Genomic DNA, 15,235 nt, shown 5'->3' on the forward strand with positions numbered 1-15,235 from the left:
GGGTCGGCGCGGGCGCGGGGGCCGGCTGAGCCGCCGCTTGAGCGGCGGGCGCCGGGGCGGGCGCGGTCGCAGCCTCAGTCGGAGCCGAAGCGGCGGCGGCGCGGGCGGCGTACTGCTGGGCCTGGAAGCGCTTGGCCAGCTTTTCGGTCAGTTCGCGCGCGGCGGCGGGCTGCATCTGGGCCATGATGGCGGCCAGGGTGCGCGGGCGCATGGCCGAGGCCACCGGCAGGCGCACGCTGTCGTCCAGGGTGGCGAAGACGGCCGCCGCCTCCTTGGGCCGCATGGCGGAATAGACGGCGACCAGACGATCAGCCTCGGCCTTTTCCTTCTCATCGACCTGGCCGACCAGGGCGCTGATTTCGCCCTTCAGGGCCTCCAGCGCCTGCAGCTTGGCGTCCAGCTTCTGCTCGGCGGCCACCATCAGCGGCAGGGTGGTGGCGAAGTCGGCGTCGCGCGCGTCCAACTGGTCGCGACGCTTCGACAGCGACTGGATGATCCGCAGTTCAGCCGGAGAGATCCCCGCCTGCTGGGCCAACTGCTCGGGCGTCAGGGCGCAGACGGCGGCGGGCTTGGGCGCGGGCTTGGCCCCCTCGCCTTCTCCGGCGACCGCTTCCTGGGCCCAGGCGGTCGCGCCCTGGAACAGCTCCGGCGCCACGCCCGCGGCGCGCACGGCCACGACGCCGCCGATGGCGACGGCGATCAGGGGCAGAAGGCGGGGCAGCTTGCTCATCGGTCAAACTCAGCGAACGGTTCGGCGCCACGCGCCGGGCAGGGAAAACACTTGGCCCCTCAAGTCGTCCGAGGCCGCGCCTCGGACATAGGGGCTGACATCAGGCGGCGAAAAGGTCGTCGTCCAGACTACGGCGGGCGCGGTTTAGGCTCTGTTGCGCAGCATGGTTAGCGGCCAGGGCCTGCATCACCGGCGAGGCGCGCTCGGGGACAGGCGCGGGCTTCAGCGACGGCGCCTTCATGACCGCGCGGGCGCCCTCGATGCGCTCCATCAGCGAGGCCATGCGGCGCGCGCGCGCCTCGTCGTCCAGCAAGGGGGCGACCGACGAGGCGCGGACGGTCTCGCGCTCGACCTCCATCATCGGCTCCATGTCGGCCAGGGCCTTGGCGGCGGCGCGACGCTCGTCCTCGCGCGTCTCGATGCGGCTCTCGGCCGGGCGGGCAGGCGCGCGGGCGATCAGCACCTCCAGCTCCTGCTTAACCGCGCGAGCCTTGATGATGCGGTCGTGCAGCAAGTCCGTCTCCTGCCCCGAGGCGCGCAGGGTGGCCAGCGCCTGTTCGGCGCGCCCGGCGGCGCTGTTCAGCTCGGTCACGGCGGCGGCGAAGGCCAGCTGTCCCTCGCGCAGGGTCTTGAGCTTGCGCTCCAGCTTGATGCCGTAGCCGATGGCCGCGACCAGCAGCAGCATGAGGATGGAGTCGAGGATGATGCCGGTCATGTCAGCTGTTCTCCCTGGCGAGGCGGGCGGCGGCGTCGGTGCTGATGGGGCCTTCGACGCGGACGGCGATGTGCTGGCCCTTGCGGCCCATGCGGCCAGTGGTCAGCGGAATGGAGCCCGCCCGCACCGACACTTCGGACTCAGGCGTGACGTTCAGCATCAGGGTGTCGCCGACCTTCAAGTCCAGCACCTTGGACAGGGGCATCTGCTGCTCGTCCAGCACGCAGCGCACCTCGGTTTCCGTGGTCCAGAGTTCGGTGGCCAGGTGGCCTTCCCAGATGTTGTCGCGGCCGAACTTCTCGCCCATGAACTGCTGCAGCAGCATCTTGCGGATCGGCTCCAGCGTCGAATAGGGCAGCAGCAGCTCGACCCGGCCGCCGCGATCTTCCATGTCGATGCGCAGCTTGACCAGGATGGCGGCGTTGGCCGGGCGCGCGATGGCGGCGAAGCGAGGGTTGGTCTCCAACCGATCCAGGTTGAAGTGGACGGGGGTCAGCGGCTCGAACGCCTGGCGGGCGTCGTTCAGGATAACCTCGACCATGCGCTGCACCAGCACCCGTTCGATGGTGGTGTAGGGCCGCCCCTCGATGCGCAGGGCCGCCGTGCCGCGACGCCCGCCCAGCAGCACGTCCACGATCGAATAGATCAGGTTGGAATCGACCGTCAGCAGGCCGTAGTTGTCCAGCTCCTCAGCCCGGAACACCGCCAGGATGGCCGGCAGCGGAATGGAGTTCAGATAGTCGCCGAAGCGGATGGAGCTGATGGTGTCGAGGCTGACCTCGACGTTGTCGGAGGTGAAGTTGCGAAGGCTGGTCGTCATCAGCCGCACCAGGCGGTCGAAGACGATCTCGAGCATCGGCAGGCGCTCATAGGAGACCAGGGCCGAGTTGATGATGGCGCGGATGCCGCTGCGCTCGGCGTCGTCGCCGCCGCCCATGTCGAAGCCCAGCAGGCTGTCGATCTCGTCCTGGTTCAGCACCCGCTCGGACAGGGCTGCGCCCAGATCGACCTCTCCGCCGAAGGGGTCCAGTTCCGTCTCGGGGGCCAGGGCGTCGGTCATGACTACTGGACCAGCATTTCTTCGATCAGCACGGCGTCCACCTTGCCCGGCGCGGCGATCAGATTGACCCGGCGCAGGATCTCGGCGCGCAGCTGATACGACCCGGCCGACCCAGCCAGATCCTCGGGCCGCAGTTCGCGCAGGAAGCCCTGGAACATGTCCTGCATGCGCGGCGCCTCAGCCTGAAGATGCGAGGCGACGGCGGCGTCCTTCATCTCCAGCGTCAGGCGCAGCTTCAGATAGGTCGGGCGTCCGTCGGCCGACTGAATGTTCACGATCATGTCCGGCAGGGTGTAGAAGGTCACGCCGTCGGGACCGGCCGCGATCTTGCCCGCGCCCTCGGCCGCCTCGCCTTCCTTGGCGCCGCCCCCGTGGCCGCCGCCTTCCTTCTTCTCTTTTTTCTCTTCCTTGGCCGGAGCGGCATGATCGCCCGCCGCCTCGGCGGATTTGGGCTTCATCAGCAGGAAGGCCGTCGCCCCGCCGCCGCCTAGCACCACCAGGGCCGCCGGGATGATGATGAACAGCAGGGGGATCTTCTTCTTGGCGGGCGCGGCTTCGCCGTCCTCGCCCTCGGCGCCGGGCGCGCCGTCGCTCACGGCGGGCAGGTTCGCGTCGTCGCCGGTCGGCGCTTCGCTCTTCTTCTTGCCCAGCTTCAGTTTCAGCATGCGTAAGCCGCCCCGATCCTCACATGCCGGGTGTGGCCCTGTTTTGGTTAACGAGGCGTTTACGATCGGCAAATCCTGCCGGGCGCCGCAGGGGCGAAAACCGCTCAAACCCCCGTTCCACGGGCGTTAACCCTGTTGGCACGGTCGTTGCGACGGGAAACGGCGAAAGGAGCCCGCTCGTGGAAAACGCCGCCTATATCGGACTGTCGCGCCAGATGACGCTTCGTCGCGAGCTGGACATCGTGGCCAACAACGTCGCCAACGCAGACACCACCGGCTTCAAGGTCGAACAGCTGATGGTCGGGACCGAAGTGGGCCAGCGCGCCCGCAACGACAATATCCGCCCCTCGGCCAGCTTCGTGCTGGACAAGGGCGTGGGCCGCGATTTCGGCCAGGGAACGTTGAAGCAGACCGGCCGCGATCTGGACTTCGGCATCGAGGGCGAAGGCGCCTTCTTCACCGTGCAGACGCCGAGCGGTCCCGCCTATACCCGCGACGGCGCCTTCGTGACCGATCCGGAAGGGCGGCTGACGACCAAGCAGGGCCTGCCGGTCCTGGCCGACGGCGCCGAGATCGTTCTGGACCCGCAGCGCGGCCCCGCCAGCGTCGGCGCCGACGGCACGATCAGCCAGGAAGGCCAGCCCGTCGGCCGCCTGACCGTGGTGCGCTTCGACGCCCTGTCGGTGCTGCAGAAGTCCGGCGACGGCCTGTACCGCAACGCCTCCAACGCCCAGCCGATGGATGCGACCGACGCCCAGGTCCGCCAGGGGATGCTGGAAGGGTCGAACGTCAACACCCTCGTGGAAATCACCAACCTCATCGAGATCAGCCGCGCCTATGAGCGCGTCACCAAGATGATCGAAAACGCCAACGACCTGTCACGCCGCTCCGTCGAGCGGCTGGGCCGGGTTTCGTAAAGGAGAGCTGAGACATGCGCGCGCTTCGCACCGCCGCCACCGGCATGGCCGCCCAGCAGCTGAACGTGGAGGTCATCTCCAACAACATCGCCAACATGAACACGGTCGGCTTCAAGCGTCAGCGGGCCGAGTTCCAGGATCTGCTGTACCAGAACGTCGAGCGCATGGGGGCCCAGTCCTCGTCGCAGGGCACCGTGGTGCCGACCGGCATCCAGATCGGCTCGGGCGTCAAGGCGGGCAGCGTCTATCGCATCACCGAACAGGGCAGCCCCAACCGCACCGGCAACACCTACGACATCGCCATCCAGGGCAAGGGCTACTTCCAGATCACCCTGCCCTCGGGCGAGCTTGCCTATACCCGCGCGGGCAACTTCACCGTCAACGGCGAAGGCCAGCTTGTGACTGACGACGGCTATGCGGTCGAGCCGGCCATCGCCATTCCGCAGGACGCCCTGGACGTCTCCATCTCCAAGTCGGGTCAGGTTCAGGTCACCACCGCCGGCCAGACCGAGCCGCAGGTCGTGGGTCAGCTGGAACTGGCCACCTTCTTCAACGAGGCGGGTCTGGAAGCCATCGGCGACAACCTGCTGCTGGAGACGGCGGCCTCGGGCCCGGCCACAGTCGGGGCGCCCGGCGAGGTCGGCTACGGCAATCTGCTGCAGCACTACACCGAGGCGTCGAACGTCGACGCGGTCAGCGAGATCACCGCCTTGATCGTGGCCCAGCGCGCCTATGAGATGAACTCCAAGGTCATCACCACCGCCGACGAGATGCTGTCCGTCTCGGCCCAGGTGAAGAGCTGAAGGAAAGGTCTGAGCCATGAAGCGCGCCCTGATCCTCGCCGCCGCCGTCGCCGCACTGGCTGCTCCCGCATGGGCCGGGCCGGTCAATCTGCTGCCCGATCCGGTCGACGACGACGGCCGCATCACCCTGGGCGAGCTGTTCGACGACGCGGACGCCGCCTCGAACGTCGTGGTCGGCCGCCGCGCCGGCGCCACCGCCGTTCTGGAGGCCTCCCAGGTCCAGATCGCCGCGCGCCGCGCCGGGCTTGAGTGGAGCAATCCGACCGGCCTGCGCCGCATCGTGGTGCGCGAAGGCGGCGCCCTTTCTGGCGGGGCCCTGCCAGCCGAAGCCTCGGCCCGCCCCGCCGCCGCCAGCGTCGGCGCGCCCGCCCGAGCGGGATCCAGCGTCGAGGTTCTGACCTACGCCCGCAGCCTGGCCGCCGGCGACGTGATCCAGCCCGAGGACGTGGTCTGGGCCTCGGTCCAGTCGCACCTAGCCCCCGCAGGCGGCCCCCAGGACGCCGAGGCGGTGATCGGTCTCCAAGCCAAGCGCGCCCTGCGCGCCGGATCGCCCGTCGGTCCGCGCGACCTGGCCTCGCCTCAGGTCATCGCCCGCAACGACATGGTCGAGGTCGCCTATATCAACGACGGCGTCGAACTGACCGTCACCGGCAAGGCGACCCGCAACGCCTCGGCGGGCGAGGCCGTGCCGATCCTGAACGTCCAGTCCAACCGCACCATCGACGCCGTGGCCGTGGCGCCCGGCCGGGCCGTCGCCGGTCCCGCCGCCCAGATCGCCCGCCGCAACCCGCAACAGTTCACCGCCCGTTGAGCGAGAGTTCCATCATGCGCCCCATCACCGTCGCCGCCCTGTCCTTGTCCGCCCTCAGCCTGGCCGCCTGCTCCACCGCCATCGAAGCGGTGAAGGGGCCGGAGCTGGCGCCCATCGGCTATCCGGCCGCCCTGGTCCCGGTCGAGCAGGCCTATCTGCCCGAGCCGACCTCGGCCAGCGCCAACAGCCTGTGGCGCACCGGGGCGCGCAGCTTCTTCGGCGACCAGCGGGCGCGCCGCGTCGGCGACATCCTGACCGTCGCCATCGACATCAACGATCGCGCCCAGACCCAGAACACGACCCAGCGCAACCGCACCAACAGCGCCTCGGGCGGCGTCACCAACTTCTTCGGCCTGGAGAACAGCCTGGGCCGCGCCTTCCCCGGCGGCTTCGATCCGGCGAACATGATCGGCACGGAAGGGGCGGTGAACGCCAACGGCTCGGGCAGCGTCAACCGCTCGGAACGGGTGAACCTGACGGTCGCCGCCGTCGTCACCGCCGTCATGCCCAACGGCAACCTGGTCATCCAAGGTCGGCAAGAAGTGCGCACCAACCGCGAGGTGCGCGAGCTGACCGTGGCGGGCATCGTCCGGCCCGAGGACATCTCCAGCGCCAACACCATCCGCCACAGCCAGATCGCCGAGGCGCGCATCAGCTACGGCGGGCGCGGCGACATCAGCCGGATGCAGGCGACGCCCGCCGCCCAGTCCCTGGTCGAACGCTTCAGCCCCTTCTGACCCGCGTTCACCGAAACGTGTGATTCCGGCCGCACCGCATCACTGAATCGCGCGCGATCCAGCGGAGCCGTGAACCGTTAACAAGCGACCCGCGTTTGATCTGTCGAACGCGAGTGGACTTGTCATGCGTAAAACCGTCTTTCCCATCTTGGCCGCCGTGGGCCTGGCCGCCGTCGCGGCCCATGCGGCGACCTATTCTCCGTCCTCGTCCCGCAGCGGCGGCGAGGCCGTTCCCGGCTGGCATATGCTGCACGAGGGGACGATGGCCAAACTGGCCTATGGCCTGCCGGATTCGGACCAACTGGCTCTGATGCTGACCTGCGCGCCGGGCGACGGCGTCGCCGTGGTCTACGGCGACGTCCAGCCGCGCAGCGCGGGGCTGATCCTGGCCTCGCACGAACCTCAGCCCATCGACCCGCTGTCGAACGGCGAGGCCTTCGAGACGCGTCTGCCGCTCGGCGACGCGGCCCTGACCGGCCTGGCGCGCGGCGGCCGCATGGCGGTCCAGACCGAGGCCGGGGACCGCCAGCTGACCGCCACCCGCGCCGAGCGGCGAATGGTCCAGGGCTTTCTTAGCTATTGCGCTTCGGGACATGCCTGACCACAGTCCCCCGTCTTCCTCAGCGGGGGCTGAAACATGACCTCAATGCTTGGCCTGGTTCAGGCCACGTTGCTCTCCTTGGCCGTGCAGACGGCCCCTCAGACCGGGGCGCATCCGCCCGCAGAGCGGCCCCAGGCCGCATCGCCCGCCCGATCAGCCCGCGCGTCCGAGGGCTGGACCTGGACCCTCTACAGCGGCGACGGTCCCCTGGTCCTGGCCAATGAGATTCCCGACACGCCGCGCCTGCGCACCACCCTGGAATGCGCGCCCGGCTCCAGCATCGTCCGCCTGGCCTTCCATGACGCGCCCGGCGCCGACGGCTTCGCCGTCATCCGCTCCGGCAGCGCCTCGGCCGAGGTCGAGGCCCGCGCGCGACGCGGACGGCTGGAGGCGACGTTGCGCGCCGACCATCCCGTCTTCGCCGCCTTCCTGGCCTCCGGCCGCCTGACCCTCGCCCTCGGCGATCAGGCGACCGCCATCGAGATCGATCGGGCGAATCTGTCCAAGCTGCGCCGCTTCGCCGAACTGTGCACCGGATAAGGACGAGGATGCGCCCTGCCCGCTGGCTGACCGCCGCCGCCTTCATCACCATGAGCACCCTGGGCGCCTGCGCTCCCAGCATCGCCCCGCTAAACACGACCGGCGCGCCCTTGCCCGTCGCCGGCTACGACTGGTTCCTGAACGAAGACCCGGACGAGCCGCGCCTGTCCTATGGCCTGGCCCAGTCCGACGACGTTCCGCTCAGCCTCATGTGCGCGCCCGGCTCGGGCAAGGTCGGCCTGTCCCTGGCCGCCGATCAGGCGCCGAACCGTCGCGCCATCACCCTGGAATCAGGCGGCGACACCGAAACCTTTCCCGCCCGCGTCGAGGCCGCCGACATGCACGACGGCGTCCACCTGGTCGCCACGGCGCCCGCCTCCCACCCCGTCTTCCTGCAATTTCGTCGCGTCGGCTGGCTGGCGGTGTGGGACGGGAACCAGCGCGCGATGATGGCCGCCCAGCCGGGTTCGGAAGGCCGCGCGGCGCGTTTCCTGGAGTTGTGCCGCTGAAGGCTTGACCGCAGCGGCGCGGTCCGCTCCCCTCCCCGCCAGTTCTTGGGAGGGCTTTAGTTCATGCGTCATCTTCTTCTCGCCGCCGGTATCGGCCTGTCGGGCCTTGCGGGCGCGGGCGCCCTGCCGGCCCAGGCCGCCGTCGTTCAAGGCCAGTCGTCGGCCGCCGCCGCGCTGGACGCCTTGCTGGTCGATTACGAAGCCTATCTGCGCCAGGTCGACCCCATCGGCTCGGGCATGGACGGCGACCGCGCCGCCCTGTCGCGCCTGCCCGACGCCAGCCGTGCGGGCGAACTGGCCCGCCGCGCTCCGCTGAACGCCCTGAAGGCGCGGCTGGACGCCATCGACCCGGCCGCGCTGGACGAAGCCCAGCGCCTGAACCACGCCTTCGTCGGCTATCTGATCGGCCGCGAGCTGGAGCGGATCGAACTGGACCCGTCGCGTCTGGCCTTTGATTCCGAAGGCGGTCCCGGCCAGCTTCTGGCCTATCTGGCGTCCGCTGCGCGCATCGCCACGGCCGCCGACGCCGAGGCCTGGCTGAAGCGTCTGGAGGCCGCGCCCGCCTATTACGACGCCGGGATCGCCAACACCCGGCGCGGGCTGGAAACCGGCCTGATCCAGGCCCGATCAGTGGTCGACAGCGCCCTGGCCCAGGCCGAGCGCGACCTGAAACCGGGCGCGGCGGGCGACGTCCTGCTGCGTCCGTTCAACACCCTGCCCGCCTCCATCCCCGCCGCCCAGCAGGAACAATTCCGCGCCCGCGCCCGCGCCCTGGTCGAGGGACCGATCACCGCCCGCCGCACCGCCTGGCGCGACCTGCTGCGCGACGAATATGCGCCCAAGGCCCCGCAGGAGCCGGGGCTGGTCCACCGCCCCGGCGGCCGCGACCTCTACGCCTTCCTGGTCCGCAGCCACACCACCACCGACCTGACGCCCGATCAGGTGCATGAGATCGGCCAGCAGGAAGTCGCCCGCATCCGCGCCCGCATGGAGACGGAAATGCGCGCCGCAGGCTGGACCGGCGACTTCGCCGGCTTCCTGACCTTCCTGCGCACTGATCCGCAATTCTACGCCAAGACCCGCGAGGAACTGCTGGAGAAGGCGTCGGAGATCGCCAAGCGCGCCGACGACCGCCTGCCATCCCTGTTCGCCACCCTGCCGCGCCTGCCCTACGGCGTGCGCCCGGTGCCGGTCGAGATGGAAGAGACCTACACCACCGGCCGTTACAACTCAGGCTCGATGGCGACGGGCGTGGCCGGGGGCTACATCGTCAACACCGGAAAACTGGACCAGCGGCCGCTGTATGAACTGCCCGCCCTGACGGTGCACGAGGCCGTGCCGGGCCACCACCTACAGGTCGCCCTGCAACAGGAAGCCGCCGACCAGCCCTATTACCGCCGCGACGCCTCGGTCACGGCCTTCAGCGAAGGCTGGGGCCTCTACTCCGAGTTCCTGGGCGAGGAGATGGGCATCTACCGCACGCCCTATGAGCGGTTCGGCCGCCTCAGCTATGAGATGTGGCGCGCCTGCCGTCTGGTGGCCGACACCGGCCTGCACTGGCTGGGCTGGAGCGAGGAACAGGCCCGCGCCTGCTTCCGCGACAACTCGGCCCTGTCCACGCACAACATCGAGACCGAACTGCAGCGCTACATCGGCGATCCCGGCCAGGCCACCGCCTATAAGATCGGCGAGATCCGCCTGCGCGAAATCCGCCAGAAGGCCGAGCGCGAGCTGGGCGACCGCTTCGACGTGCGGACCTTCCACGACGCCCTGCTGGTCGACGGCGCCCTGCCGCTGGCCCTGCTGGACGCGCGCATGGACCGCTGGATCGCCGAACAGAAGACCAAGACCCGGTAAGAAAGCGTCCCTTCGACATGAATTTCATCAAGCGCATCTTCGGCTCGGTGCAGCCGCGCTATCTGATCCGCGCCTATGTGCTCAGCGCCGCCTTCATGGCCTTCATGACCTGGATGATGCTGTCGCTGGACGGCGCCAAGCCCATGCATGATCGCGCCGCCACCCTGGCCGTGTTCGGCGTCGGCGCCCTGCTGTTTCCCTTCTCCAAACTGGTCTGGGACGAAATCAAGCGGGTGATGATGGGCGAAACCGTCTTCTTCATGAACGCCATCATCCTGATGGTCCTGAAGGTGCTGGTGAACTTTTTCCTGTGGGGCTTCTCGATCTTCATCGCGCCCCTGGGGATTCTCTACCTGTGGTTCCGATCGCGGAACGCCGCCGCCTAAAGCCCCAGTTCGGCCCGCGCCTTCTTCGTCAGCTTGGCGGCGATCAGGGCGTGGGCCGACTTCAGGTGATCGGCCAGTTCAGCATCCGGCCAATCGCCCGGATCGGCCAGATGCACCCACTTCGCCCGCGCCAGATAGGGGGCCGGCGCCGCCCGCCCCTCCTCGGTCAGCACCGCATAAGCGATGTCGGAGACCTTGAACGACAACCCGCCCTCGGCGCCGACGATGGCGAACATCTTGCCCCCGACCTTATAGGCGTCATGGCCCGGCCCGAACGGGTGATCCATCGTCGCCCCCGGCAAGGCCAGGCAGGCCTCGCCCACGCCCGCGCGATCCATCCTAGGCCCCGACGCCCAAGCCGATCGGGCAGACCACGCCCGTCCCGCCGATGCCGCAATAGCCCGCCGGATTCTTGGCCAGATAGCCTTGGTGATAGCCCTCGGCGAAGTAGTAAGGCCCGGCCGGTTGGATCTCAGTCGTGATCGCCCCGCGCCCCGCCGCGCTCAGCGCCGCCTGATAGGCCTCGCGCGAGGCCAGCGCCTCCGCCTGTTGCGCCTCGTTCAAGGTATAGATCGCCGAACGATACTGCGTGCCCTGGTCGTTGCCCTGACGCATGCCCTGCGTCGGGTCATGGTTCTCCCAGAAAGCCTTCAGCAGGTCGCCGTACGAAATCTGGGCCGGATCAAACACCACCTGCACCACCTCCGCATGGCCGGTGCGGCCCGAGCAGACCTCCTCATAGGTCGGGTTGGGCGTGATCCCGCCCGCATAGCCCGCCGAGGTGACCCACACGCCCGGCAGCTGCCAGAACACCCGCTCGACGCCCCAGAAACAGCCCATGCCGAACACGGCCGTCTGCATCCCCGCGGGGTGCGGTCCCTTCAGCGCATGGCCCAGCACGAAGTGGGTCTCATCGGTCGGCAACGCCTCAGCCCGGCCCGGCAGAGCCGTCTCAGGCGTGGGCAGTTCAGCATTCTTCTTCAACAACATGGCGCGAACTCCGCGAAAACAGCGTCTTCGCCTATATGGAGGCTTCAAGGGCGCTTGCCCATGGGGTCGTCATGCTCTAATCAGCCCCTCCCGTCGGTCCGCTCCCGACGACTCCGCCCCGGACGCATCCGGGCTTCAGGTGGAATGGACAGGTGGCCGAGTGGTTGAAGGCGCACGCCTGGAACGCGTGTATAGGGGCAACTCTATCGAGGGTTCGAATCCCTCTCTGTCCGCCACATCCCTGTCCATCGGCGTCCGCAGCTATCCACACCCCACCCGCTGAAACCCTTGCGCTACGGGCATTTTCGTCCGCTGGTGTCCGTCAGCGTCCACGGGCAGTTGCGCTCTTCGGGTAGGGAGAGAGTTAGGGAGGCGACCGCTCCCGTCGTGATGCTATGTTCTGGTTCCGTTCTCGGAGAGGATATGGCTTCTTACAACCTTCTCACCAACGTCACGCTCAAGGCGATCCGCGAGCCAGGACTGCACCTCGACGGGCGCGGCCTCTACGTGCGCGTCGATCAGGCCGGCGGACGGTTTTGGGTGCTGATCTTCAAATTCCGGGGGCGGCGCCGTGAGATGGGCCTGGGCTCCCTTATTGACGTCGACCTCAAGGAGGCCCGGCACCGCGCCGATGACGCGCGACGCCTCCTTCGCGACGGCATCGACCCCATCGAGACGAGGCGAGAGGAACGCGCGGCTGTGGAACGCACGCCCTTCGCGCGTGTGGCGTCGGATCTGATGGATGATCTCGAGCCGACGTGGCGATCCGCCAAGCAGCGACCTCAATGGGAGGCGTCGCTCAAACAGCACGCCCCGACGGTGTGGCGCTCATCGGTCACGGACGTGGATACCGAGATGGTCCTCCGCGACCTGCGGAAAGTCTGGACCTCCCGGCCCGAAACTGCACGGCGCGTGCGCAATCGTATTGAACGCATTATCGATGCAGCAACAGCCAAGGGCCTGCGAACAGGCGACAACCCGGCTCGATGGAAGGGACACCTCGACAAGCTACTACCGGCGACCAAGCGCGGCGGCGGCCATCATGCGGCCATGCCCTATCAAGGCGTCCCAGCCTTCATAGAGCTACTCGGCACCCGGAAAAGCGTCTCGGCGTTTGCCCTAACCTTCCTCATCTTCACCGCGGCCCGCTCCGGCGAGGTGCGGGGGGCGGTTTGGGAAGAGATCGACGGCGACGTGTGGGTTGTCCCCGCCGCCCGCATGAAGGCCGGTGCCGAACACCGCGTTCCACTGTCTGAAGCCGCGCTGAGCGTTCTTGCTCGCGTAGACAGAGGCCACCGAAGCGGTCTGATATTCCCCGGCCTCAAAGGGCCGCTCTCTGACATGGCCCTGGCGATGGCCATGCGGAAAATGGGCGTGACAGACGCCACGCCGCACGGTTTCCGGTCCGCCTTCAAAGACTGGGCTGTCGACTGCACGAGCTTCGCGGACGAGATCAGCGAGGAAGCACTCGCTCACACTGTCGGGTCAGCAGTCCGCCGAGCTTACAGGCGCGGCCAGGCTATGGAGAAGCGCCGCGCCCTCATGGACGCCTGGAGCGACTACTGCACCGGCAAGGCGGGAACAGTGACCCCATTCCAGAAGCGAGCATGAGGAAAGACATGGAAACGAAACCCCTTGGCCCAGATGAGGCCTTCGCTCGTGATCTGGAGCAGCTGGACCGCGAGCTTGAACAGCGCGACGGCGCAGACATTCCCGCCCCAACGGTCGACCTGATCGCCGGGCTGGTCGCCGGCATGCGTCTGGTGGGGCGTCCGCAATGAGCGACTTTGTCCCAACCGCTACCGAGCTTCAGCTGGCCCAGATGGTCGCCGTTTGGCGGCAGGGCGAAGCGGCCAGGCATGACCCCGTGTTGGTCAACATGCTGGCTCGCCATGCGGCCACGCTGAACCGCATCGCTCCAGGCGCTGCCGAGAAGGTTCTGGCCGCCTTTGAGGACATGAAGGCGCAGGGGTTATCACTTCGCGCTGCGTCCGGGGATCATCCATGACGCGATACAAGGGCATGTCTAGCAAGCAGGTGCTGGACGCGAACGACCTAGCGGAGCTGGACGACATCTACCGCCGCCTCCAGCGACTTCATGGCCAGTTGAACCCGGTATCATCTCAGCGCTTTCCGCTAATGGCCGCGTCGGCAACGGTGAAGGCCGCTTGGACCGACCTCAGCGGCGCTACGTTTAGCTGGAGCTACCCTTATGAGGGCATGGCGCGCGCTGTCGCTCGGTCCAAGAGCAAGCTTCAGGAGCCGGACTCCACAACCGGCTGAAGGCGTGAGAGGCTTCGCCTATGTGCAACAACTATCGCCTGCACGTCCCGGCCAACCAGATCGCGGCGCCATTCCGCGACGCGGGGCGGACGCTCGTCTTTCCGAGCGGTCTGCCCAACTTGGCGCGGGCCGACTACCGCATCGGCGACGCCGCGCCCATCGTCACCCAAGGCTCCGAGGGTCCGCAATTGACCATGACGCCCTGGGCATGGAAAAGTCCGACCGGAAGGCCCGTCTTCAACTTCCGGTCGGACGGCCGATCTTTCGCGAACTCGACCCGATGCCTCATTCCAGCCGACGGCTTCTATGAGTTCACCGAGCCCAAGGTGCAGGGAAGAAAGACCAAGTGGCTGTTCACGATGATTGATCAGCCGTGGTTCTGGATCGCCGGAATCGTCAAAGACGGTGCGTTCGCCATGCTGACGACCGAGCCGGGCCCAGACGTGGCGCCCTACCATGACCGCCAGATTGTCCTCCTGCCGCCCGGCGCAGGCGTCCACTGGCTGGACCTGAGCGCAGCTGAAGACCTCATTCTACAACCCTCCCGCGCTGGATCGCTGACCGTGCAGAAGGTCTGGCCGGAAACCGCATGACGGCCGAGACACACCAACAGAAAGCCGCACGGTTTGAGCTTGAGGCCCGTGCTCTACACCGCCGATCGCGCGCAGCGGCCAGCCGGCCCACGTCCATCGTCCTGCGCTTCCGCGCGCTCTGGAAGGAAGAGGCGGCGCGGTTGCTAAGGCAGCGCGCCCGTTAGACCGGACGCTCGCGACTCAGGTACACCGCTGCGCCATGACCCCCGACGAACTAAACGCCACCCTCGACGCCATGGCCGCAGCCGCCGGCGACGATCCCAACAGTTTGCCCGGCCTCATCGAAATCAACAGCGCCGAATGGTGCGAAACGCTCTATCAGATCGAACACACGGCCAAGTCATTAGACGAAGGCGTCCGACATCGAGGGATCAAGGTCGCCATCTCCTCGGCGTTTGACACCCGCGTCCTGACCCGCGCCGAAGCGGGCGAGCGAGGCGAGCCCTATCGGGATATTCTGCCGGGGGGTTGAGCGCCACTCCGTCGCCAGGATAACAGCGGAGGGCGCTCTTCCCCAGTAGCGCCGCACGGGGCCAGCAAGCGCAGCGCTGTGTGCCAACCAGCCCGGCGCTGAAGAGTTCCGTCCGCGGGAACCGCCTACCGCCTCTCGAGCTTTATCGGGTCGTTCAGGAGGTCGATCATGGTCGTCAGTTCACGCGCCACCCTGCGCGATCAGGCCGGTGTGAAACTGGTTCGGATAGAGCGCCTGGCCAAGCAGCAGCGCGATATCTCTTTCCGCCTCTCGTCGCATCGAGACGGCAGTAAGCGCCTAATCATGGATGAGGCCGAGGCGCATCGCGCTTTCGCGCGCGAAGTCGCTGCCTCCCTTCAAGACCCCGTCGTCCTCGGTCTGATCGAGCGCGGCGTCCTACAAAACTAAAGACCGCCCAGCCCTTGAAACCCCGCCATCTCTGACCAGATAGCGCGCGCCTTCAATCTTCACTGGAGAAGCTTCGATGCGAACCGTCGTTGTTGAACCCTTTGGCGATGTCTGGGCTGTCCGGTTGGACGACGTAGAGCCGCAGTTGTTCGCGCGCG

Annotated in this window: 22 protein-coding genes and 1 tRNA gene; 17 read left to right on the forward strand and 6 right to left on the reverse strand. The window is 67.9% G+C overall.

Annotated elements, in window-relative coordinates; translation table 11 throughout:
* The 4 genes from ACU5AP_RS14995 to ACU5AP_RS15010 all read right to left on the reverse strand — a co-directional run.
* Positions 1–730, reverse strand: a 730-nt coding sequence (locus ACU5AP_RS14995; protein ID WP_446681459.1) for a MotE family protein, incomplete at its 3' end; no start/stop codon positions are given.
* A gap of 100 nt (positions 731–830) precedes the next feature.
* Complete coding sequence (locus tag ACU5AP_RS15000) at positions 831–1,445, reverse strand: DUF6468 domain-containing protein (protein ID WP_128719597.1); 615 nt, start codon at positions 1,443–1,445, stop codon at positions 831–833.
* A gap of 1 nt (position 1,446) precedes the next feature.
* On the reverse strand, positions 1,447–2,505 hold the full coding sequence (gene fliM, locus ACU5AP_RS15005) for a flagellar motor switch protein FliM (RefSeq protein ID WP_003163662.1): 1,059 nt from the start codon (positions 2,503–2,505) through the stop codon (positions 1,447–1,449).
* Positions 2,506–2,507: 2 nt separating this feature from the next.
* Positions 2,508–3,170: a flagellar basal body-associated FliL family protein gene (locus ACU5AP_RS15010; protein WP_003163663.1), complete on the reverse strand. Its 663-nt coding sequence runs from the start codon at positions 3,168–3,170 to the stop codon at positions 2,508–2,510.
* 179 nt (positions 3,171–3,349) lie between these two features.
* Here ACU5AP_RS15010 and flgF point away from each other — a divergent pair, with 179 nt between their 5' ends.
* From flgF to ACU5AP_RS15055, 9 genes are all read left to right on the forward strand, one after another.
* Entirely contained in the window at positions 3,350–4,087 is a 738-nt protein-coding gene (gene flgF / locus ACU5AP_RS15015) for a flagellar basal-body rod protein FlgF (RefSeq protein ID WP_128719596.1), read from the forward strand.
* Between the two features lie 14 nt (positions 4,088–4,101).
* Entirely contained in the window at positions 4,102–4,890 is a 789-nt protein-coding gene (flgG, locus tag ACU5AP_RS15020) for a flagellar basal-body rod protein FlgG (RefSeq protein ID WP_003163665.1), read from the forward strand.
* Positions 4,891–4,906: 16 nt separating this feature from the next.
* Positions 4,907–5,701, forward strand: coding sequence for a flagellar basal body P-ring formation chaperone FlgA (gene flgA, locus ACU5AP_RS15025; RefSeq protein WP_446681460.1), 795 nt, complete (start codon positions 4,907–4,909; stop codon positions 5,699–5,701).
* An 11-nt stretch (positions 5,702–5,712) separates the two neighbouring features.
* A complete protein-coding gene (gene flgH, locus ACU5AP_RS15030) occupies positions 5,713–6,438 on the forward strand; it encodes a flagellar basal body L-ring protein FlgH (protein WP_046651863.1) in 726 nt (241 codons plus the stop codon).
* Positions 6,439–6,562: 124 nt separating this feature from the next.
* A complete protein-coding gene (locus tag ACU5AP_RS15035; protein ID WP_046651708.1) occupies positions 6,563–7,039 on the forward strand; it encodes a hypothetical protein in 477 nt (158 codons plus the stop codon).
* 36 nt (positions 7,040–7,075) lie between these two features.
* Positions 7,076–7,579, forward strand: a complete 504-nt coding sequence (locus ACU5AP_RS15040) for a hypothetical protein (RefSeq protein WP_128719594.1) — start codon at positions 7,076–7,078, stop codon at positions 7,577–7,579.
* Positions 7,580–7,587: 8 nt separating this feature from the next.
* Positions 7,588–8,088: a hypothetical protein gene (locus ACU5AP_RS15045; RefSeq protein ID WP_312991275.1), complete on the forward strand. Its 501-nt coding sequence runs from the start codon at positions 7,588–7,590 to the stop codon at positions 8,086–8,088.
* Between the two features lie 63 nt (positions 8,089–8,151).
* Positions 8,152–9,945: a DUF885 domain-containing protein gene (locus ACU5AP_RS15050; protein ID WP_128719592.1), complete on the forward strand. Its 1,794-nt coding sequence runs from the start codon at positions 8,152–8,154 to the stop codon at positions 9,943–9,945.
* Positions 9,946–9,962: 17 nt separating this feature from the next.
* Entirely contained in the window at positions 9,963–10,331 is a 369-nt protein-coding gene (locus tag ACU5AP_RS15055; protein ID WP_128719591.1) for a hypothetical protein, read from the forward strand.
* Here the strand turns inward: ACU5AP_RS15055 and ACU5AP_RS15060 are convergent.
* Entirely contained in the window at positions 10,328–10,669 is a 342-nt protein-coding gene (locus ACU5AP_RS15060; protein ID WP_128719590.1) for an MmcQ/YjbR family DNA-binding protein, read from the reverse strand. The genes ACU5AP_RS15055 and ACU5AP_RS15060 overlap by 4 nt on opposite strands.
* Position 10,670: 1 nt before the next feature.
* Entirely contained in the window at positions 10,671–11,321 is a 651-nt protein-coding gene (gene msrA, locus ACU5AP_RS15065) for a peptide-methionine (S)-S-oxide reductase MsrA (protein ID WP_128719589.1), read from the reverse strand.
* A 146-nt stretch (positions 11,322–11,467) separates the two neighbouring features.
* Between msrA and ACU5AP_RS15070 the strand changes: the two genes are divergently transcribed.
* The 8 genes from ACU5AP_RS15070 to ACU5AP_RS15105 all read left to right on the forward strand — a co-directional run bounded on the left by ACU5AP_RS15070 (position 11,468) and on the right by ACU5AP_RS15105 (position 15,077).
* Positions 11,468–11,557: transfer RNA gene (locus tag ACU5AP_RS15070), tRNA-Ser, on the forward strand.
* A 187-nt stretch (positions 11,558–11,744) separates the two neighbouring features.
* Positions 11,745–12,932 carry a tyrosine-type recombinase/integrase gene (locus ACU5AP_RS15075; RefSeq protein WP_446681461.1) on the forward strand — a complete coding sequence of 396 codons (1,188 nt, stop codon included), beginning with the start codon at positions 11,745–11,747 and terminating at the stop codon, positions 12,930–12,932.
* Between the two features lie 8 nt (positions 12,933–12,940).
* On the forward strand, positions 12,941–13,102 hold the full coding sequence (locus tag ACU5AP_RS15080; protein ID WP_446681462.1) for a hypothetical protein: 162 nt from the start codon (positions 12,941–12,943) through the stop codon (positions 13,100–13,102).
* On the forward strand, positions 13,099–13,329 hold the full coding sequence (locus ACU5AP_RS15085) for a hypothetical protein (RefSeq protein WP_046652283.1): 231 nt from the start codon (positions 13,099–13,101) through the stop codon (positions 13,327–13,329). The genes ACU5AP_RS15080 and ACU5AP_RS15085 overlap by 4 nt, the downstream gene beginning before the upstream one ends.
* Positions 13,326–13,604, forward strand: coding sequence for a hypothetical protein (locus tag ACU5AP_RS15090; protein ID WP_046652284.1), 279 nt, complete (start codon positions 13,326–13,328; stop codon positions 13,602–13,604). Before ACU5AP_RS15085 ends, ACU5AP_RS15090 begins: the two co-directional genes overlap by 4 nt.
* 20 nt (positions 13,605–13,624) lie before the next feature.
* Positions 13,625–14,197 carry an SOS response-associated peptidase family protein gene (locus ACU5AP_RS15095; protein ID WP_446681463.1) on the forward strand — a complete coding sequence of 191 codons (573 nt, stop codon included), beginning with the start codon at positions 13,625–13,627 and terminating at the stop codon, positions 14,195–14,197.
* A gap of 235 nt (positions 14,198–14,432) precedes the next feature.
* Positions 14,433–14,669, forward strand: coding sequence for a hypothetical protein (locus ACU5AP_RS15100; RefSeq protein ID WP_446681464.1), 237 nt, complete (start codon positions 14,433–14,435; stop codon positions 14,667–14,669).
* Between the two features lie 168 nt (positions 14,670–14,837).
* Positions 14,838–15,077 carry a hypothetical protein gene (locus tag ACU5AP_RS15105; protein ID WP_446681465.1) on the forward strand — a complete coding sequence of 80 codons (240 nt, stop codon included), beginning with the start codon at positions 14,838–14,840 and terminating at the stop codon, positions 15,075–15,077.
* Positions 15,078–15,235 lie beyond the last annotated feature (158 nt).

This window comes from Brevundimonas sp. RM1, from assembly GCF_052907225.1.